At 33.9% G+C, this 19,137-nt stretch carries 22 protein-coding genes and 1 tRNA gene; 12 read left to right on the top strand and 11 right to left on the bottom strand.

Annotation, left to right across the window (positions count from 1 at the left end):
- Nucleotide 1: 1 nt before the first annotated feature.
- The 3 genes from NKOR_RS09500 to NKOR_RS09490 form a co-directional block, all read right to left on the bottom strand.
- On the bottom strand, nucleotides 2–163 hold the full coding sequence (locus NKOR_RS09500; protein WP_007402644.1) for an AbrB/MazE/SpoVT family DNA-binding domain-containing protein: 162 nt from the start codon (nucleotides 161–163) through the stop codon (nucleotides 2–4).
- 125 nt (nucleotides 164–288) lie between these two features.
- Nucleotides 289–891, bottom strand: coding sequence for a winged helix DNA-binding protein (locus NKOR_RS09495; RefSeq protein WP_014964134.1), 603 nt, complete (start codon nucleotides 889–891; stop codon nucleotides 289–291).
- Nucleotides 892–1,016: 125 nt separating this feature from the next.
- Nucleotides 1,017–1,379 carry a hypothetical protein gene (locus NKOR_RS09490; RefSeq protein ID WP_014964133.1) on the bottom strand — a complete coding sequence of 121 codons (363 nt, stop codon included), beginning with the start codon at nucleotides 1,377–1,379 and terminating at the stop codon, nucleotides 1,017–1,019.
- Between the two features lie 65 nt (nucleotides 1,380–1,444).
- On the opposite strand from NKOR_RS09490, the gene NKOR_RS09485 reads away from it, so the two are divergent.
- Both NKOR_RS09485 and NKOR_RS09480 read left to right on the top strand, forming a co-directional pair.
- Nucleotides 1,445–2,197 carry a phosphoglycerol geranylgeranyltransferase gene (locus NKOR_RS09485; RefSeq protein ID WP_014964132.1) on the top strand — a complete coding sequence of 251 codons (753 nt, stop codon included), beginning with the start codon at nucleotides 1,445–1,447 and terminating at the stop codon, nucleotides 2,195–2,197.
- Between the two features lie 12 nt (nucleotides 2,198–2,209).
- Nucleotides 2,210–5,587, top strand: coding sequence for a DNA polymerase II large subunit (locus NKOR_RS09480; RefSeq protein ID WP_014964131.1), 3,378 nt, complete (start codon nucleotides 2,210–2,212; stop codon nucleotides 5,585–5,587).
- 1 nt (nucleotide 5,588) lies between these two features.
- On the opposite strand, the gene NKOR_RS09475 is transcribed toward NKOR_RS09480, so the two are convergent.
- Nucleotides 5,589–6,911: a serine hydroxymethyltransferase gene (locus tag NKOR_RS09475; protein ID WP_016939435.1), complete on the bottom strand. Its 1,323-nt coding sequence runs from the start codon at nucleotides 6,909–6,911 to the stop codon at nucleotides 5,589–5,591.
- Between the two features lie 102 nt (nucleotides 6,912–7,013).
- Here NKOR_RS09475 and thsB point away from each other — a divergent pair, with 102 nt between their 5' ends.
- Nucleotides 7,014–8,717, top strand: a complete 1,704-nt coding sequence (gene thsB / locus NKOR_RS09470; protein WP_026089918.1) for a thermosome subunit beta — start codon at nucleotides 7,014–7,016, stop codon at nucleotides 8,715–8,717.
- A gap of 54 nt (nucleotides 8,718–8,771) precedes the next feature.
- On the top strand, nucleotides 8,772–9,041 hold the full coding sequence (locus NKOR_RS09465) for a hypothetical protein (RefSeq protein ID WP_014964128.1): 270 nt from the start codon (nucleotides 8,772–8,774) through the stop codon (nucleotides 9,039–9,041).
- A 5-nt stretch (nucleotides 9,042–9,046) separates the two neighbouring features.
- On the opposite strand, the gene glnA is transcribed toward NKOR_RS09465, so the two are convergent.
- The gene (glnA, locus tag NKOR_RS09460) at nucleotides 9,047–10,507 is read right to left on the bottom strand and encodes a type I glutamate--ammonia ligase (RefSeq protein ID WP_014964127.1); all 1,461 of its coding nucleotides are present in this window, start codon (nucleotides 10,505–10,507) and stop codon (nucleotides 9,047–9,049) included.
- 53 nt (nucleotides 10,508–10,560) lie between these two features.
- Between glnA and NKOR_RS09455 the strand changes: the two genes are divergently transcribed.
- Together NKOR_RS09455 and NKOR_RS09450 are read left to right on the top strand one after the other, a co-directional pair.
- The gene (locus NKOR_RS09455; RefSeq protein ID WP_014964126.1) at nucleotides 10,561–11,118 is read left to right on the top strand and encodes a DNA replication complex subunit Gins51; all 558 of its coding nucleotides are present in this window, start codon (nucleotides 10,561–10,563) and stop codon (nucleotides 11,116–11,118) included.
- Between the two features lie 33 nt (nucleotides 11,119–11,151).
- Nucleotides 11,152–11,436, top strand: a complete 285-nt coding sequence (locus NKOR_RS09450) for a hypothetical protein (RefSeq protein WP_014964125.1) — start codon at nucleotides 11,152–11,154, stop codon at nucleotides 11,434–11,436.
- Here the strand turns inward: NKOR_RS09450 and NKOR_RS09445 are convergent, their stop codons facing one another.
- Entirely contained in the window at nucleotides 11,437–11,658 is a 222-nt protein-coding gene (locus NKOR_RS09445; RefSeq protein ID WP_012216169.1) for an AN1-type zinc finger domain-containing protein, read from the bottom strand.
- A 99-nt stretch (nucleotides 11,659–11,757) separates the two neighbouring features.
- Between NKOR_RS09445 and NKOR_RS09440 the strand changes: the two genes are divergently transcribed.
- A complete protein-coding gene (locus tag NKOR_RS09440; RefSeq protein ID WP_014964124.1) occupies nucleotides 11,758–12,498 on the top strand; it encodes an SDR family oxidoreductase in 741 nt (246 codons plus the stop codon).
- A 1-nt stretch (nucleotide 12,499) separates the two neighbouring features.
- The gene (locus tag NKOR_RS09435; protein WP_014964123.1) at nucleotides 12,500–13,648 is read left to right on the top strand and encodes an NAD(P)/FAD-dependent oxidoreductase; all 1,149 of its coding nucleotides are present in this window, start codon (nucleotides 12,500–12,502) and stop codon (nucleotides 13,646–13,648) included.
- On the opposite strand, the gene NKOR_RS09430 is transcribed toward NKOR_RS09435, so the two are convergent.
- Nucleotides 13,649–13,858, bottom strand: a complete 210-nt coding sequence (locus tag NKOR_RS09430) for a hypothetical protein (protein WP_014964122.1) — start codon at nucleotides 13,856–13,858, stop codon at nucleotides 13,649–13,651.
- Nucleotides 13,859–13,914: 56 nt separating this feature from the next.
- Here NKOR_RS09430 and NKOR_RS09425 point away from each other — a divergent pair.
- Nucleotides 13,915–13,988: transfer RNA gene (locus NKOR_RS09425), tRNA-Pro, on the top strand.
- Here NKOR_RS09425 and NKOR_RS09420 read toward each other — a convergent pair.
- From NKOR_RS09420 to thpR, 3 genes are read right to left on the bottom strand one after another with little or no spacing between them, the layout of a single operon-like run.
- Complete coding sequence (locus NKOR_RS09420) at nucleotides 13,989–14,750, bottom strand: RIO1 family regulatory kinase/ATPase domain-containing protein (RefSeq protein ID WP_014964121.1); 762 nt, start codon at nucleotides 14,748–14,750, stop codon at nucleotides 13,989–13,991.
- Nucleotides 14,725–16,056 (bottom strand): CCA tRNA nucleotidyltransferase, encoded by a 1,332-nt coding sequence (gene cca / locus NKOR_RS09415; protein WP_014964120.1) that lies wholly within the window; start codon nucleotides 16,054–16,056, stop codon nucleotides 14,725–14,727. Before cca ends, NKOR_RS09420 begins: the two co-directional genes overlap by 26 nt.
- The gene (gene thpR, locus NKOR_RS09410) at nucleotides 16,053–16,595 is read right to left on the bottom strand and encodes an RNA 2',3'-cyclic phosphodiesterase (RefSeq protein WP_014964119.1); all 543 of its coding nucleotides are present in this window, start codon (nucleotides 16,593–16,595) and stop codon (nucleotides 16,053–16,055) included. Before thpR ends, cca begins: the two co-directional genes overlap by 4 nt.
- Nucleotides 16,596–16,667: 72 nt before the next feature.
- Here thpR and NKOR_RS09405 point away from each other — a divergent pair, with 72 nt between their 5' ends.
- From NKOR_RS09405 to NKOR_RS09395, 3 genes are all read left to right on the top strand, one after another.
- Nucleotides 16,668–17,216, top strand: coding sequence for an AAA family ATPase (locus tag NKOR_RS09405; protein ID WP_014964118.1), 549 nt, complete (start codon nucleotides 16,668–16,670; stop codon nucleotides 17,214–17,216).
- The gene (locus tag NKOR_RS09400; protein ID WP_014964117.1) at nucleotides 17,213–17,611 is read left to right on the top strand and encodes an RNA-binding domain-containing protein; all 399 of its coding nucleotides are present in this window, start codon (nucleotides 17,213–17,215) and stop codon (nucleotides 17,609–17,611) included. The genes NKOR_RS09405 and NKOR_RS09400 overlap by 4 nt, the downstream gene beginning before the upstream one ends.
- A gap of 79 nt (nucleotides 17,612–17,690) precedes the next feature.
- Entirely contained in the window at nucleotides 17,691–18,413 is a 723-nt protein-coding gene (locus NKOR_RS09395; protein ID WP_014964116.1) for a hypothetical protein, read from the top strand.
- 1 nt (nucleotide 18,414) lies between these two features.
- Here NKOR_RS09395 and NKOR_RS09390 read toward each other — a convergent pair whose 3' ends face one another.
- Nucleotides 18,415–19,137, bottom strand: coding sequence for an SIR2 family NAD-dependent protein deacylase (locus NKOR_RS09390; RefSeq protein ID WP_014964115.1), 723 nt, complete (start codon nucleotides 19,135–19,137; stop codon nucleotides 18,415–18,417).

Here is a 19,137-nt window from a genome sequence, read left to right as displayed (position 1 = left end):
ATCAAGAAATAATGATTTTTCTAACAATAAGACGGTCTTTTCCCAAAATCAATTTAACATATTCACCTTTTTGAATGTCCATATACTTTCTAAACTGTTTTGGAATAGAAATAGTTCCTGCAGATGTAATCTTTACTAAAACCTCATTTTCTTGTACGGACATATTATGACTATAATTTAATAATATATATAATTTAATAAATTATGTAAATTATAATTAATAATAAAAACCTGTAATTTTAGCCTAAAATTATACAAAATGACTTTGGGAAAACTGGAAAAATATCTTCAAACAACAACTGGGTTTGTTTCGACTTCCTCAACCTTTTCTTTTCCTTTTTCAGTAATAGAATAAGTGTATGGTTTGGTTTGTGTATTTCTGTTAACAAGTCCTTCTTCAAACAATTTTTTCATCAATCTTGAAGTGTGTTCTCGACTCTTCTTTAATGTGATTTGTATGTCACGTGATGTCATATCCTTGTTTGTGATTAAATGCAACACATGATTGGTAGGGTTTGTGTGCTCAATATTGGAACTTTTAGGCGTGGATATTGGTTTTTCAGATGTTGGTTGTGACTCTTGTGATATTGGGTTTTCCTTACTCTTAACTTCATTTTTTGTTAATTTCTCCAAGAATTGCTTTAATTCTAAATTTGGATCCACTGTTTTTTGCTCAATTCCCTGTATTTCTAATGCATCTAGGCGTATTTTCATGTCAATTAATTGCCTTTCATAATACTCCAAACGTTCAGATTGTGATGCATCAACCATATCACTCCTAGATTTTATGAATGGACGAATCTTATAGTATCCATACAACCCTCCCAAACCTACTATGAAGGCTAAAATCACACCCAAAATCACTTCTGGGTCCGGAATTTCAACTAACATCACACATTACATGCCTGTATCGTGATTTATCGTGATAGAACAACATTATTTCACACTTTAGATTAACAAACTCACATACCTTATCACAAACAATTCAACTTGTTTGATGAACAATTCTCACAACATCACACATTACATGCCTGCCTAACAAGCCTGTCAATCACATCAATGACCTCATCTTCCCTTTCTGGGAATATATCACTCTCATTTATCACACTAATCTGCTCAGAAAGCTTTGATATCACGTCTATATCATCAGGCAAAATGATGCCTAGACCACGTAAAAGTATGATTGAATAGAATAATGCAACTAATTTCTCCCTAGACTGCCCAACTTGCCTATAATACGCACCTTTTGAGATGGAAAACTCTGAATCAAGAAGATTCTTTTGATTTAAAATAATTTCAATTTGTCGCTCCGTAAACAAAGATTTTTTGATAATTTTTTTAATAATGTTGTTAAAATTAGATTCTTCAAACCCTGTCATAGCTATACAAATCTGTATAATTGCATTCCAATTAAACTTTAAAGAGCCACATACGAACCATTTCTATGGCTGGAAACAAAGTCGAAACATTCCTGAAATCAGAATTAAAAAAGAAAAACGCACTATTGTTTATTCTAATAGATTCTGAGGTATCAAACTTAGAAGCTTCAGCCAAACTTGCCAAAGATGTCGAAAAAATTGGTGCGTCTGCAATCTTAGTTGGAGGTTCCTCTGCTACAGATCAAATAGAGATGGCACAAGTGGTAAAAGGAATCAAAAAAGGCATCAAAATCCCAATAATCTTGTTTCCTGGTAATGTTACAGGTGTCGTGCCTGAAGCAGATGCAATACTTTTCAGTTCTTTGATGAACTCAGAGAATCCATATTTTATTTCCCAAGCCCAAGCTTTGGGGGCTCCAAGCGTTCTCAAATTTGGTCTAGAACCACTTCCAACAGCATATCTTGTAATTGGAGATGGAACATCTGCATGGTTTGTTGGTTCTGCAAGGGGCATTCCATTTGAAAAACCCAAAATTGCCGCAGCATATGCACTTGCAGCCCAATTTCTTGGAATGAGATTTGTATATCTTGAGGCAGGTTCTGGTGCAAAATCTAGTGTCACCCCAGAGATGGTTAAAACTGTAAGACACACGTTTAATGGATTTTTGATTGTAGGTGGGGGCATTAAGGATGTAAAAACTGCCCAAAGTTTAGTGAAAGCAGGAGCTGATGCATTGGTAATAGGCACATTCCTTGAAAAAGGTGGTAGTCTTAAAAAACTCCAAGAAATAGCAAAAGCAATTCAAAGAAGCAAGTGATAGAACTCTAGTATGTCTGAAAACGATGCAATTTCTCGTATTAGTGGCATCAAAATGCCTGATTACTATCTTGATTATTACTCAAACTTGTCCACAGAAACATATTCTATTTTTGAAGCTGCAGCATCTGCAAAATCCAGTTTGGTTGATTCCTCAGGCATAATTGAGCCGAAAATCGCATTTGATCTTGCTGATCGTGTAGCAAAAATGCATGAGATTGATATTGCTGAACCTCTAAGAGAACTCTTAAAAATCAATGGAAAAGAACTTTCTGCACTAATTCTATCAAAAGAGATTGCACAAGGAAAATACTCTCTACCTGATTCGACTTTGGAAGAAAAACTTGACTTGGCGGTTCGTGTCGGATTGGCAATCGTCACTGAAGGAGTTACCATTGCTCCTTTACAAGGAATCAGTGAAGTTAAGATAAAGAAAAACAAAGACGGCTCTGAATATCTTTCAGTCTCTATTGCAGGCCCTATGCGTTCAGCAGGAGGAACAGAATCAGCCGTTACGATGTTGATAGCTGATCATGTTAGAAAGACAGCCGGATTAGCAAAGTTTCAAGCCAATTCTTTTGATGATGAAACAGGCAGGTTTGTCGAGGAATTAAGAATCTATGAAAGAGAGGCAAGTAGTTTTCAATTCCATATACTGGATGAAGATATTGAACATGTGATTTCAAATCTACCTGTAGAACTAGATGGTGTAGACACAGATCCTTATGAGGTTGTAAACCACAAATCTATGGCACGAATAAAAACTGATAGAGTACGAGGAGGTGCCTTACGTGTTCTAAATGACGGTCTTATTGGAAGATCCAAAAAACTACTCAAAAGAATTGAAATGTACAATCTTGATGGCTGGGAATGGCTCAATGATCTAAAAGGTGCTGTTCAAACTGGTGAAAAACAAGAAGACGCAGCCACAAAAAGGATGCATGAGGTAATTACAGGAAGATCAGTCTTGTCAATGCCTAACAAACTAGGCGGATTCCGATTAAGATATGGAAGAGCATGTAATACTGGTTTTGCAGCAGTCGGAATTCATCCTGTAATTGCAGAGATACTTGATCATACAATTGCAGTCGGAACTCAAATTAAAATTGATACTCCAGGAAAAGGTTCTACTGTTGCATTTGTTGATTCAATTGATACTCCTGTGGTTCGTCTGAAAAATGGAAATGTTGTGAAGATTAGAGATACAAAACATGGAATAGAAATTAAAAATGACATTGAAAAAATACTTCATCTTGGAGATATTCTAATATCGTTTGGAGATTTCCTAGAAAATAATGCTCAACTTATCCCATCAGGATATGTAGAAGAATTCTGGATAGAAGAGCTAAAACAAAAACTCCAAAAATATGAACCTAAGGATCAATATCTGACCCAATTTCTCAATAAAATACCAACCATAGATGAAGCATTAAAAATCTCCATTGATTTTGATATGGCTCTTCACCCACACTATCTGTATTTTTGGGATAAAATATCCTCCGAAGAACTCAACCTACTTTTACAACCTGAAAAAATCAATGAAACCTCAATTGAATATTCTATACAAGTAAAAAAAATCCTTGAAACATTAGGAGTTCCACATATAGTTGAAAATGATAACATCCTCCTTGAAAACCTTGAAGCAAAAATTTTCTTTAATTTATTATTTCGAGAGCAAATTAAAATCAATGATTCATCCGTTCCTCAATTAATTTCAAAATCCTCTGGAATTAAAATTAGAAACAAGTTTTCTACATCTATTGGGGTTAGGATTGGAAGACCAGAAAAGGCTGCACCTAGACAGATGAAACCGCCAACACATGTGTTGTTTCCTATAAGTGACAAAGGTGGGCCTACACGGGATCTGTTAAAGGCATCTAGAAATGAACACTTTTTCACTAACATTTACAATCGACATTGTACACAATGTAACCAACCATCAATTGGAATAAAATGCTCAAAATGTGGTACAAAAACTACCGTTTCTTATAGGTGTCCTTATTGTAGAGATACACTTGAAGAACCTTTTTGTGATAAATGCAAACGAACCGCTTTAGCGTATTCACATAAAGAATTTCCATTAAAATCAAAACTCCTTGAAGCTCAAGAAAAAATCCGTTTACGTGCACAAGAACCATTCAAGGGAGTAAAGGAATTAATCAGTCAAGATAAGATTGCCGAACCTTTGGAAAAAGGACTTGCCCGACAAAACTTTGGACTTACAGTGTTCAAAGATGGAACTGTCAGATTTGATGCGACAAACTCACCTCTCACACAATTCAAACCGTCTTGGATTGGAACCTCAATTGAAAAACTCAAAGAATTAGGTTATACGCATGATATTGATGGCAACCCCCTTGAAAATCCTGAACAGATAGTTGAACTCCGTATGCAAGATGTGGTAATCCCCTATGAAAGTGGAAGATATCTTGTTTCTATCTGCAAATACATTGATACGCTTTTAGAAAAATTCTATGGTAAAACTCCATTTTACAATGTACACAACTCAAAAGAACTGATTGGACATTTGGTAATTGGTCTTGCTCCTCATACATCAGTTGGCATAGTAGGTAGAATCATTGGATATTCTGAAACCCATGTCTGTTTTGCAACTCCCAACTGGCATTCAGCAAAAAGAAGGGACGCAGACGGCGATGCTGACTCAATAATGTTATTGATGGATAGTCTTTTGAATTTTTCAAGACAATTCCTTTCAGATGCTATAGGTGGATTGATGGATGCGCCACTGCTTGTTCAACCTCTTGTTTTACCACATGAATCCCAACCACAAGCACATAATCTTGAGGTCACAAAATCATTTCCTTTGGAATTTTTTGAATCAACAATTCAACAAGTCAAAGCCCCAGATATTTCATCAGTTGAAATTATCAAATCTAGACTTGAAACAGAAAGACAGTTTTATGACTATTATTTCACTCACTCAACATCATCTCTTACAACTTCAAAATCACGCAGTGCATATTCGACTCTTGGATCGATGCTAGACAAATTTGATATGCAAGTTAAAAATGCAGAATTGATTGATGCTGTAAATACTTCAGAAATTGTTTCAGATGTCATTTCAACTCATCTTGTACCAGACATTATGGGAAATCTAAGAGCATATGCTAGACAAAACTTTAGGTGTACTGGATGTGGTAAATCTTATCGACGTATGCCACTAATCCAAACTTGTGTATGTGGCCATAAACTAATTCCTACAATAACTCGTGGCTCTGTAGAAAAATATTTGAAACTTGCAAAAAGACTTGTTGACAAATATGATGTTAGTGAATATCAACGGGGAAGGATTCATGCACTTGCTGATGAAATTGAATTAGTATTTGGAAAAAGTCCAGGCGACCAATCACTTCTTACAGACTATGCCTGAATTATCGCAATTTGACATATTCATATGCGCCTAATTTATTGTCAAAACAGAATTTCACCTTTTGGTAATTCTTTCTAAATGACTTTACTTTGGACAGTAATTTCTTTGGATCTTTCTTATCTATTACTACTTGTTTGATGAATGATGCAATCTCTTGCATCTCATTCTTTTTCATTCCAAGTCTGGTGATCTCGGAAACCCCTAATCTGATTCCGCCTGGATGGAAATAATTCCTTCCTGCTTTGATGTCTCCCGGAATTAATTGTCTGTTTACAATTATGTTTGCTTTCTCCAAGTCGGCTTCAACTTTTCCGCCATCAGAATAATCTAAAACATTGACAGCAATTTGATGTGATTGGGTAAATCCTCTGGTCTCACCTAAGACTTTGAATCCTGCATCACTTAATGCGTCTGCAAGTGATTTTGCATTTTTTATAACTTGTGAGGCATAATCTTTACCAAACTCTAAAGCCTCAGCAAATGCTACTGCTTTTCCTGCCATATTGTTGATGTGGTGACTACTTGTGAGACCTGGGAATGTAGCTTTTTTGATTGGTTCCCCATGTTTCTCAGAACCTAGAACTAATCCCCCCTGAGGTCCAAACAAAGTCTTATGAGTACTCATTGTCATTGTATCTGCTCCCTCACGAAGTGGGTCTTGAAATTTTCCACCTGCAATTAATCCTGCAACATGAGCTGCATCATAATTGATGTGCATATCATAACTCTTTAGAAAATCTGAAAGCTCTTTGACAGGATGTGGAAACAAGAATAATGAGCCTCCAAACATTGCTATTTTTGGAAGCCGATTACTTTTCTTTAACTCCTTTACTTTCTGTTTTGTTTTGTCTACATCAATTGTCATCTCTTCTGCATCAAATGGATAAAACTCAATTTCTAAACCATGAACCAATCCTGCAGTTCCAGAATGCTCCTTTTTACCATGTGAAATATGGCCCCCAGCTGGAATAGATGGGGCTAGCATAACATCTCCTGGATTTGAAAAAGCAGAATACACTGCAAGATTTGCTACAACACCTGAAATTGGTCTAACATCTGCAAACTTTGCTTTGTATAATTTTTTAGCCAGTTTCATGCATTCAAATTCTACATCATCAATGTAGATACAACCCGCATAGACTCTTTCTCCAGGCCAACCCTCGGCGTATCTATTGCCAAAATCTGAAATTATGGCTTCTCTAACTGCAGGACTTGGGATGTTCTCGCTGGCAATTAATGGGATTGAGTTTTCAAACCATTTATGATGCTCCTTTAATTTTGTAAAAATTTTATTGTAAGATTCTTTATTTTGTGATTTAACCATATTTTGCAACTTGATTTTCCCAATTTAAAAACACCGATAGTTTGTAAACCATCCACTCTTGATCTGGAAGGTATAAAAGGGGAATCTGGAGTTTTTGCATCAATGGGTATGCAAGCTACTTCCAAAGGAAATATGCCTGTCGTCTTGCTCAAAGAAGGCGGTTCAGAAACTAAAGGTAGAGATGCACAAAAGAACAATATTGCCGCATCAAAAATAGTTGCTGAAATTGTTCATACCAGCCTAGGTCCTAGAGGCATGGATAAAATGCTAGTTGATTCATTAGGCGATGTTACTATTACAAATGACGGTGCAACAATTCTCAAAGAAATTGATGTTCAACACCCAGCAGCAAAAATGCTAGTTGAAATCTCTAAAACAACTGACAATGAAGTTGGCGATGGAACAACTTCTGCTGTAGTCTTAGCAGGAGCACTACTTGAAAATGCTGAATCCTTGATTGATCAAGATGTCCATCCAACAATTATTGTTGACGGCTATAGAAAAGCTGCAAAAAAAGCCAAACAATTCCTTGAAAGTATTGCAGATACAATTTCTGCAAATGATAAAAATATTCTTAATAAAATTGCAAAAACTTCTATGCAAACTAAACTTGTTAGAAAAGATTCTGATCTACTTGCCGATATTATTGTAAAATCAGTACTTGCTGTTGCAGAAAAAGACTCTGAAAAATATGGTGTCGATATTGATGATATTAAAGTTGAAAAGAAAGCTGGTGGTTCAATTAAGGATTCAATGATTGTTCAGGGCATAGTTCTTGACAAAGAAATTGTTCATGGAGGCATGCCAAGAAAAATCAATGATGCTAAAATTGCTTTAATTAATACAGCATTAGAAATAAACAAAACTGAAACTGATGCTAAAATTAACATTTCAAATCCACAACAATTGAAATCATTTCTAGATGAGGAAAACAGAATGCTAAAAACAATGGTTGACAAAGTCATTGGTTCTGGTGCAAATGTAGTATTGTGCCAAAAAGGAATCGATGATATGGCACAACATTATCTTGCAAAGGCAGGAATTATTGCTGTTAGAAGAATTAAAGAAAGTGACTTGACAAAACTAGCAAAAGCAACAGGTGCAAGAATCGTTACAAATCTTGATGATCTCTTTGAAAAAGACCTTGGAAGTGCTGACCTTGTTGAGGAAAGGAAGATTGAGGAAGACAAGTGGGTATTTGTTGAGGGATGCAAACATCCAAAATCTGTTACTTTACTTCTCCGTGGAGGTTCACAAAGAGTAGTTGATGAAGTAGAACGTTCTGTTCATGACGCACTGATGGTTGTAAAAGATGTAATTGAAAAACCAGAGATTGTGGCAGGTGGAGGAGCTCCTGAAACATATGCTGCTACAAAACTCAGAAATTGGGCTAAATCTCTTGAAGGAAGAGAACAACTAGCTGCAGAAAAATTTGCTGATGCCTTAGAATCAATTCCATTAACACTCGCAGAAAATGCTGGTATGGATCCAATTGACACTCTTACATTATTACGTTCAAAACAACAGAAAGGTGAGAAATGGACAGGTATTGATGTAATGAAAGGAAAGATTGGAAATATGAAATCTAGTGATATTATTGAACCTCTTGCAGTGAAACTCCAAATTGTTTCTGCAGCTGCCGAAGCTGCATGTATGATTCTGAGAATTGATGATGTAATTGCAACCCAAAAATCTGCCGGCGGTCCACCTGGCGGCGGTGAAGGCGGAATGCCCCCTGGAATGGGTGGAATGGGTGGAATGCCCCCTGGAATGGGTGGAATGCCTGACATGGGCGGAATGATGTAGATTATTTTTGAAAATTTTCAAAAGTTTATTTGATAACTGCTTTTACGAACAACATTGAATAAAACTTCATCAAAATTCCTTACTGGTTTCAAGTATGTTTACTTGATTGCTTTTTTTACATTACTGGCAGGATTTTTCCATCCATTAATCACCAACACTAGTTTTGATAGTGTTGTTGTAGGTGTTTTGGTATTGTTTGTAGGTTTGGCAGGTGGTGTTTTGTTGTACAAGTCTGCAACATCAGAAAAAAGAAGAGAAATATTTCTTGGAAGTGGATTTGCACTAATGGCAATTTCATTGTACTATATTTTTCAGATTAGTTGAAGAGTCTAAACATCAAAGTACAGATAAAATTCGTGTGGGTGGGGCCTAATGGCAATTTCACGTTGATCTCTTCTTTCTAATTCTATAATTTTATCAATTACATCATTTGTATAAATTGGATTAAGGAATTTTCTATCACTTTCTAACTCATCTAACGCTTCTCCTAAACTCTTTGGAAGAACGCCAATTCCTCTCTTTGATCTATCTGATTTTGTCATTTTGAAAATATCATCACGAACCTGATCACCAGGATCCGTCTTCTTTTTGAGTCCATCCATACCAGCTGCAGTAACTGCAGCAAATACAAGATATGGGTTTGATGAAGGATCAGGTGCTCTAAATTCTAATCTCTTTAGATTGGAATATTCTTTTCCTTTGAGATGTTTTGGAACTCTGACAATTGCCGAACGGTTTCCAGAACTCCATGCAATGTATGCTGGAGCCTCATAACCTGGCACTAATCTATGATATGAGTTAGTGGTTGGATTACAAATTGCTGATAACGCTTTTGCGTGATTAATTATTCCACCACAAAAGTATCTTGCAGTCTGACTTAGTTCGTCTTCATCATCTGGATCAAAGAATGTATTTTCCTTTCCTTTCCATAAACTAACATTAACATGCATTCCTGAACCTGAATCCATTGCAATTGGCTTTGGCATCATTGTTGCAACCTTGCCATATTTTTGAGCAACATTTCTAATTACATATTTGTAAGATTGTGCAGCATCAGCCGCATTTGTCATATAATCATATTTGATATCAATCTCACATTGGCCAGCTGTTGCAACTTCATGATGATGATTATCACATAAAATCCCAAAATTATTCTTTAGAATATTTACACATTCATTTCTGTATGGTGTAAGCGTATCTGATGGTGTACTGGGATAGTATCCTTCCTGTAATCCCATTGGATATCCATCTCCCTCTTGACTCCATGGTGCTTCTTTAGATTCAATTGAATATGATTGTCCTTTGTATGGTGTTAAAACATCCCAATGTACTTTATCAAAAACAAAAAATTCTACCTCTGGACCCCATGTACTAAAATCAAATCCTTGTGTTTTGATGTACTCTTCAGCTTTTTGAGAAATTCCACGAGGATCTCTTGATAATCTGCCTCTACCTTCTCCCCAATATACATCACAAAGCATTCTAGCTGTTTTGTTTTCTGTCATCCATGGAATTATTGCAAATGTATTTGGGTCGGGTTTTAGAAGTAAATCTGAATCATCAATACTAGTAAAACCCACAATGGATGAACCATCCAATTTTGGTAGCCCGTCTCTCATCTGTTCAGGAGTAAATGTGTCTGCTGAAATTGTGGTATGATGAAAATGACCAGTTAAACCAGTAAATTGAAGATCGATAAATTGAATTCCCTCATGTTGAATTCTTGAAAAAACCTCGTCAGGTGAATATGTTACTTGGATTGCTTTTCCGTGACTGACTTTATAGGGCAATTTATACTTCAATCAAACACAAATACATCCAGCATTTAAGGATTAGGTAAGAAATGTCTGAAACAAATCAAATTGATATCAATTATCTTCACCATATAGTATTGCGAGAAATTGAAGATGATTCTTTATTAGAAATTAATCCAAACTTTTACAGAAATTTATCTGATTTTATAGGAAATTTGAAAAAACAGGAGTTTGATGGTGTTGAAAGTAAAATCAAAGAAGCTATGATAGAAATGGCTACAGAACTTACATCTTTGTTGATAAATATTAGACTGGAAAAAATTTCAAAATTAAAAGATTTGGAAATTAGCTTTCTTCTTGATGAAGAAAAATTCATTCTAGATTCACAAGAGGAGAAAAAAGATAGAAAAGAAATGATCTTTTCAGCAACAATTAATGGAAAATCAAAATTCCTTGAGTCCTTGTCTCAAAATCACAAAACAAAGAGAATTGCAGTAAGATTTCTACAGGAGATAGGTGAAATTGTAGGAGCTGATCTTGAAAAATACGGTCCCTTCAAAGCTGAGGATATTGCTACTATCCCATATGAGAATGCTCAGGCACTAATTGCCAAAAATGCTGCAACAAAAGTTCGCTTAGAAGATTAGATAGAAATTATACCTAAGTTGTTTTCTAATTAGATGTCTCATACTGGTGTTGATGTAATTGATTTTCTTTTTTATACAATTTATCCTGTAATTGGAATTTTTATTGTTGAGGGTATTAGTAGAGCAATAAAAGCTCCTAAATGGATAAAGTTATGGACACAAGCTGCCGTATCTATTGGTTTTGGAGTTTATTACTGGTTTATTTTGCCTGCACCTCAAAATTTCCCATTAACTGCATTGGTAATGTTTGCGCTTGCTATTGCGCTAATTTATCAAGGAAGACGTGCAAAAATATCTCCTGAAAAAAGTCCTTATTGATTAAAATCGTCCAAAAATCCTTCTAAAAATATTTGGTCTATCTCTTCCACCATCTCTGATAACTTTTTTCTCACCAAATCGTTTTGCTCTAATTTGACTTAGTTTAACACATCTATGTTCCTCAGGAAGTCTGTGCTCTGAACAAAATGGATCCTTGCAGTAATTACATTGAAATGGTAAGTCTGTTAAATCCCCACAATATGCACATTTTTCAGATTTCACAATTTCATTTACTATTTTTCTTCTAATAAAGTTGCCAGTATTTTACTAAATTTTCCATTGTCTAAACATTTTTACGATGTTAAAATTCAATTTAGTTAATTGATTAAAGGCAAAGTAGCAATAATAACTGGAGCTAGTAGTGGTATTGGTTTTGCAACTGTTCTAGCATTATCAAAAGCAGGTGCTAAAGTTGCTCTTGGTGCCAGAAGAGTCGATCGATTAGAACAACTTGCAAAAACAATAACTGAAAACGGAGGAGAAGTTTTTTATCAAAAACTAGATGTCACACAAAAATCAGAATGTGATAATTTTGCAAAAGCTGTTTTAGATAAATGGAATTCTATTGATATTCTAGTAAATAATGCGGGACTAATGCCTTTGAGCTTCTTCAAAAATCTTAAGGTAGACGAATGGGACAAAATGGTTGATGTGAACATCAAAGGAGTGTTGTATTCCACTGCGTCCGTAATCACTCACATGAAAGAAAAAAAATCGGGTCATATTGTTAATCTTTCATCAGTAGCAGGAAGAATTGTCTTTCCAGCTGGTAGTGTATACTGTGCAACAAAACATGCAGTTGCAGCATTTAGTGAGGGACTAAGACAAGAATTTAGCGTTCGTTCAAACATTAGAGTAACAAGTATTGAACCTGGAGTTGTAGATACAGAACTTAACAATACAATTACTGACGAATCATTAAAAGGATTTGTTGAGAATGCAAAAAAAATGGAAGCATTACAATCTGAGGATATAGCAAATGCCATTTTATTTGCAGTAGATTCTCCCTCTTACGTTAATGTTAATGAAATTTTGATAAGACCTACAACCCAAGAACGTTAACTTGACAGATATTCCATACGTTGTTATTTTAGGAGGGGGTTTTGGTGGACTTTCTACTGCAAATGAAATTAGGAATTCATTATCTTCATCACAAGTAAAAATTACCATAATTGATAAAAAAGACTGGTTTATGGTAGGGTTTGCTAAACTATGGATAATTAATGGAACACGAACATTTGAAAATTCTATTGGACATTTGCGTGAATTAGAAAAAAAAGAAATAAACTTCATACAAGATGAAATTCTATCAATTGACATTCAAAACAAAAACATTCAGACCAAACAACAAAACATACCGTATAATTTTCTTGTAATCTCATTAGGTGCCGTTTTAGCTCCACAAAAAATTCCCGGATTAACAGAAAACGGATTCAATTTGTATGATCATAATCAACTTTCAGAAATTCATAATAGACTTCAAAATATTGATTCTGGAAAAATTGCTATTTCTATAATGGGAATGCCATATAAGTGCCCTCCAGCACCATTTGAGGCTAGTTTATTGATAGATTCTATGCTTAGAAAACGTAGAGTCCGTGATTCTGTTCAAATTGACTTTTACAGCCCAGCTCCAATTACATTGCCTGCTGCTGGTCCTGAAGTTAGTAAAGAAATTCTTAAACTAGTAAATTCTGAAAAAATTGTTTTTCATAATTCATCTAAAATAAAATCAGTTGAATCAAACAAATTGATTTTTGAAAATAGTGAAGCTGAATTTGATTTGCTTTTAGCTGTTCCACCTCATATTGCTCCAAAAGTAATTTATGATTCTGGATTGGCTAAAGAACCTGGATTTATTCCAATAGATAGGGACTGCAAAACTCCTTTTGAAAATGTATTTGCAATAGGTGATGTAACCAGTTTAGTAGTTACAGAAAACATGGCAGTACCAAAAGCCGGAATATTTGCAGAAGGTGAGGGAATAACTGTTGCCAAAAATATTGTCTCAATACTTCAGTCAAAAGAAGAATCTGAATTATTTGATGGAAAAGGAGGCTGTTTTATTGAATCGGGGAGAGATACAGCTTCGGTTATTGAAGTAGATATGTTTTCACAACCAAAGCCTTCCACCAGTATTTCTGCACAAACTTCAAAAAATCTTTCAAACAAACTAGAATTTGAAAAAGAAAGACTCTCGAGATGGTTTTAATCAATCAGGATTTTCTTTCTCTCTTGCCAGATGTTCTAAAACAGCTCTCATCTCAACACCCAAATCTTGATCATTTTTAGAAAGATTTAGTTTTTCAGCAATGCTGTTTTTAAAATCCTCAGCCTCTAACTCTATATTCCTTTTTTGAACACAATCTGTATGATCTTCACCGGTAGCAGAAATCTTGTGACAAATATTACAAATTTTCACAATTTTTATTTGTTAATACGACGATTTAATAATTTCATTTTATGCCTCTGTGACAAGGGATCGTCGTCTAGCTTGGTATGATACTAGTCTGGGGGACTAGTGGTCGCAGGTTCAAATCCTGCCGGTCCCATTACAATTTCAAAATTTTCAAGAGATTTTCAAAATTTTCAGGAGACTTTTCTTGTTTATACTGCTTTAGAGCATCAATAATCTTTTCTTTAGGTGGATTTTTGTAAATTTTCTGCACTTTTTTTGCAATTCCTGAACCAATAAAGATTGCCTGAGTAACTGATGTTACGTTTGATGGTCTTCTTTTAACACTAGAGCTCTCAAAATCAATCAGAGTAGATTTTGTTTTTCCAACAATGACATGTTTTGAGATATTACTTAATTCACCATGATCAAAACCGATTTGATCTAAATTAAAACAATCTTCAAGAATTTTTCTTATTGTTGATTTTAATTTTTTTGCACTACCTACTCCTTTTAACGAATTTATCCAATCAATAATTTTATTCCCTTCTATGTATTCCATTATCAAAAAATTCTTACTTACATCAAACATTTTTGGTCCAACATTTACAGAATTTGCAAATTTCAATAATTCTGCTTCATTTTTCATTTCTTTTCTTTGAGAATCTGTTCTTCTAATTTTTAACGCAATTTCTTTTCTTCCTTTTTTTGCAAGAACAACTACACCTGCGTATCCTTTTCCAAGAATCTCCAACTTTCCCAATGTTGTCGGACCAATTAATGAAATCGATTTAATTTTTAATTTTTCTAATTCATTAATTCGAGATTTTATCTGACGTGATGTTGCCTTTGGATACCCAAGAATTGTTGAGTATGGCTCTTTTCCAAATTTCTTAATTGAAATGAAGGAATATGCCATCTGTTGAGATCAACTCACTTGCAACCTCTTTAATTGATTTGCTTAATCCTTTTTCTCCAACACCCACTTTGAAACCACGTTTAAAGTCATTTTGAAGGCCTTTTGGTATGCCTGTTTGAAGATTATTTTTTAAAAATTTAGTCATGAATTTATCAGCATTTGTGTACTGCCTGTTTCCTAGAGAGATTATTTTTTTATTTTTACCTACCCATACTAATTCTGTATTTGAAAGATTTTTAGAAATAAAGCTCTTGGAACTACCTTCCCTGAAAAAATCAGGCCCATTTTTTACATGAATATCGGAAATTTTTGCCGATTCTAAAAAGAAAAAGAGATATGCTTCTTTTTGTTGGTCTGTGTAAGCTTTACTTCGTATAACTGTAAAACCTGCCAATTCTAACTGTGTACTCAATGATGAGGTGGCCCTTTTTATCTGCCCCCAAATTATATCTGGACTCCTGATTTTAAAACTGAATTTTATTGATAGCAAATTTTCCCAATATTTTTTTGATATTTTTAATTTTTTATTTTTAAAAAATTCTAATTTGGGATTTTCTTTAAAGGCTCTACAGACAAGAACGAATTTCCCAATATTCTCATTAGAAATTGCTGCAGCTAAGTTCCTATTGGTATCTATTGGATCAACTATTATCAAAGAGGTATCAAATTTCTTTGAAGTTTTTCCTATGATTGAATTTTCTTCAATTTTAGAAATTGATTTTATAATATTCTCAAAACTTCCAAAATGTAAAACCAACACTTCTGAAACATATCCACTAAAACCTTGCTTTGCAATTTCTGCACCATAAATTCTATTTGCTTTTAGAAATGTTTTCAAAACTCTAACCTCGTTTCTCATTTTTGGTGTTAATGATTTTAACATGAATTTTGTATGAAACGGTGATCTATCTGCAGCACTTTTCCATTCTCCAACTTTAACATCATAAAATGGTACTACATTGATCTTAGTATCCTTCATTTTAGCCTCAACATATGGATGTTCAGAATATCTTACATATGGAGAAAATTTTTTCAATGAATCAAAACCAATTTTTTTTGAAATTCTTTCAAACTTCTCTTCTGATGTAGACTTTTTGAATCTTACAAAAATATCTACATCAGCATCTTTTGATAGCCATGTGCCTTTAGCAAATGAACCACCAAACTCTAATCCAATGATTTCAGGGAACTTTTCAATTTCTTTTTTAACCAATTCTAATGCTGAGTCTGCAATTTCTTTTTTTGATTTTTCTACTGTTTTTGTAGGGATGACATTCTTCATCACATTGGAAATGATTTTCTTCATTTTACTGCAATTACCTCCTCTAAATCGGAATAGATTGGTCCACTAGATGTAAGTTCACTTTTTTTTAATTTTATACTGAAAACTTTCTGCATTCCAAAATCCATATGTTTTCTTTCATTCAATTCTTTTGTTATATCTCCGATCTTCTTTTTAATCCTAAATATTGTAATGTGTGGCTTGAATGGTTTGTCTGAAACCAATCCTAATGGTTTTAACACGTTTTCTACTTTTTTTGCCAACTCAATCAGATCTCTTCCTCCTTTTTCATCTGTTCCGATCCAAACCACTCGTGGAAATTTAGGTTTAGGAAATGCTCCTACGCCTTTCAAGTTTATAGTAAATTCAGAAAACATGATAGTTTGTAGTGCTTCAATCACTCTTTGCCCCGTTTCTTCTGAAATTTCACCCAAAAATTGTAGTGTAAAATGTAATTGTTCTGGATCTATTGGTTTTGCATTAATTTTCAAATTACTTTGAAAATTTTTTATAAAATTTTTTACATCATTATTTGAAATTTCAATTGCAACAAAAGTTCGCATTACAACTTTCTTTGACGTATCTTTATAATAATTTCCGGTAGCTTCATAGACGAGTTTAGTTTTTGATATGCAATGACAAAACTGATTGTGTGTTTAACAGGCATGCCAGGTGCTGGAAAATCTACTATTGCTGAAGGACTAAAACCTAAAGGCTATGATATTATCAATATGGGAAATGCTGTAAGAGATGAGGCCAAAAAAAGAAACTTGGAACCATCAAGATCAAATCTTGGAAAGTTAATGCTTGAACTTAGAGAAAAAAATGGACCTGGCGCAGTAGCTGAATTGATAAAACCCCAAATTGAATCATCCACTTCTAATGTAATTTTGATTGACGGTGTTCGCTCAAATGATGAAATTGAGGTTTTAAGAAAAATTGGAAATGTAAAATTATTAGCTATTCATGCATCAACTGACACTAGATTTGATTTCTTGCAAAAGAGAGGAAGATCTGATGATCCTCAAACCAAAGAACATTTTGAAGAAAGAGATAATCGTGAATTAGGTGTTGGAATTAGCAACTCAATTGCATTATCTGATTATGCAATATCTAATATCGGATTGACAAAAGACGAACTAATAGAATCAGCATATGAAATTATCCAAAGGTGGGTAGAATGAAAATTCCAAATCTAAATTGTAAAATTGAGATGTTTTGTGCAATAAATCCTTCAGAAGATCCAGAAAAAACACAAAAATCAATATCAAACATTTTTCCATACTCTGCAATCAAAATTGAAAATTTTTCAATTTCAGCAGAATCCAAAGATTTGACCTCTCTAGAAAAAATATATGAAGCAGTTCATTCAAAACAATTTCAAAAAACCTATAGGCGAAATCTACAAAAAAATCTAAAAAATGATTCAACTTGGTTTTATCTAAATAAACAAGCTGCATTTGTAGAAAAAATAGTCATTTGTGATGAATCTGAAGAATCTCCTCTTGGACCAATCAAAGTAGTACTTACTTCGTCAAAAATTGATGAAATTATTGATTGGTTTGTGTATGAGATGTAAATTAGCTAAGAAAATTCAATCATTTTTGACTATTTTTTTCAGTATGAATCTAAAATCCATTTTTTTGAATTATTAACGGATGTTCATAAAATTAGGCATAATTATAGGAATAGTTGTTCTAGGTGGGATGATATTCTCAAATGAGATTTACACTATATTTCCATCAACATCTGCAGCTGTCGTTGATTCTATAAAGAATGACGTCTCAAATTTTGGCACTCAAGCATCTGATTCTGTTGAAAAACGGATTGATCAATCTGTTGATAAAATTGTTGATTCTACAAATAATGCTGTAACAAAAGAAATTAGTGAGACTGGAGATAAAATTACTAATGAAATAATCGAAACTAAAGAATCTTCTCAAAAAATTATTAGTGAAGAAATTTTAAATCTTAATCCTATTGAATCCATAAAAAATATTTTTTCAGATAATTCTGAACCTGAAACTACACAGTCTTCTCAATCTGAAACAATCATTCCAAATAATCAGTCTCCATTAATTCATGAAACATTGTCATTATCCACTACACACAAATCAAATGATGAAATTCTTCTTCAATATTCTGACTCAAGTGAAAAAACCCAAAGCGTTGATGTCATAATTAGAACTAACGAAAAAGAGATTTTTTCTGGAACATTCTTTACTTCAAATTTTGAAACAACTGTACATGACATATCTGGTATTCCATATTACGTAGATATGGTGGTAGAGCATGAAGATTATGGTACTGTTACATCGTCTGTGTTTAATCCTGGAGATTCTTCAGATTCACAAATTAATGGAATATTCTCACTTAAATGATCTAATTTTCTTTAAACAGTGAAATAAATTCTGGTAGTATGTTTGCACTGGTGTTTCTTATGATCAGATCCATTTCTGATGACATTTCAGTATTTTCTGGATTAATTTCTATTAACAATGCATTATTTTGTTTTGCATACATTGGTAATGTATTAGCAGGGGATACTGCAAGAGATGTACCTGCAATTATCATCAAATCACATTGATTTGCATGAATTATTGCCTTTTGCCAAACATCTTGTGGTAGGGCTTCTCCAAACCAAACAACATCTGGCCTTAAAATATTTCCACATTTACATAAAGGAGGACTTTCAGAAAAATCTGTCATCATCTCATCTATAAAATCACAAACAGTGCATTTTATTTTTACAATACTTCCATGTAATTCTAGAACTTTGCTACTACCAGCTTTCTGATGTAATCCATCAATATTTTGCGTTAAAACTACAACATCTCTTAATTTTTCCAGTTCTGCAATTGCTTTATGTCCATTATTTGGATGTGCTGAAAAAATATTTTTTCTTCGTTCGTTATACCATTCCCAAACTAATCTTGGATTCTCATAAAATGCATCAATTGTAGCTAATTTCATCGCATCATAGTTTCTCCATAGACCATCTTTGCCCCTAAATGTAGGAATTCCGCTTTCTTGTGAAATGCCAGCACCTGTAACAAAAACAATTTTCTTTACATTCTTAATTTGGTCTTTTATTGACTCAAACAT

The organism is Candidatus Nitrosopumilus koreensis AR1, assembly GCF_000299365.1.
GTDB lineage: Archaea > Thermoproteota > Nitrososphaeria > Nitrososphaerales > Nitrosopumilaceae > Nitrosopumilus > Nitrosopumilus koreensis.
The sequence above is the reverse complement of the archived record's forward strand: the minus strand, read 5'-3'. Positions and strand labels throughout refer to the sequence as shown.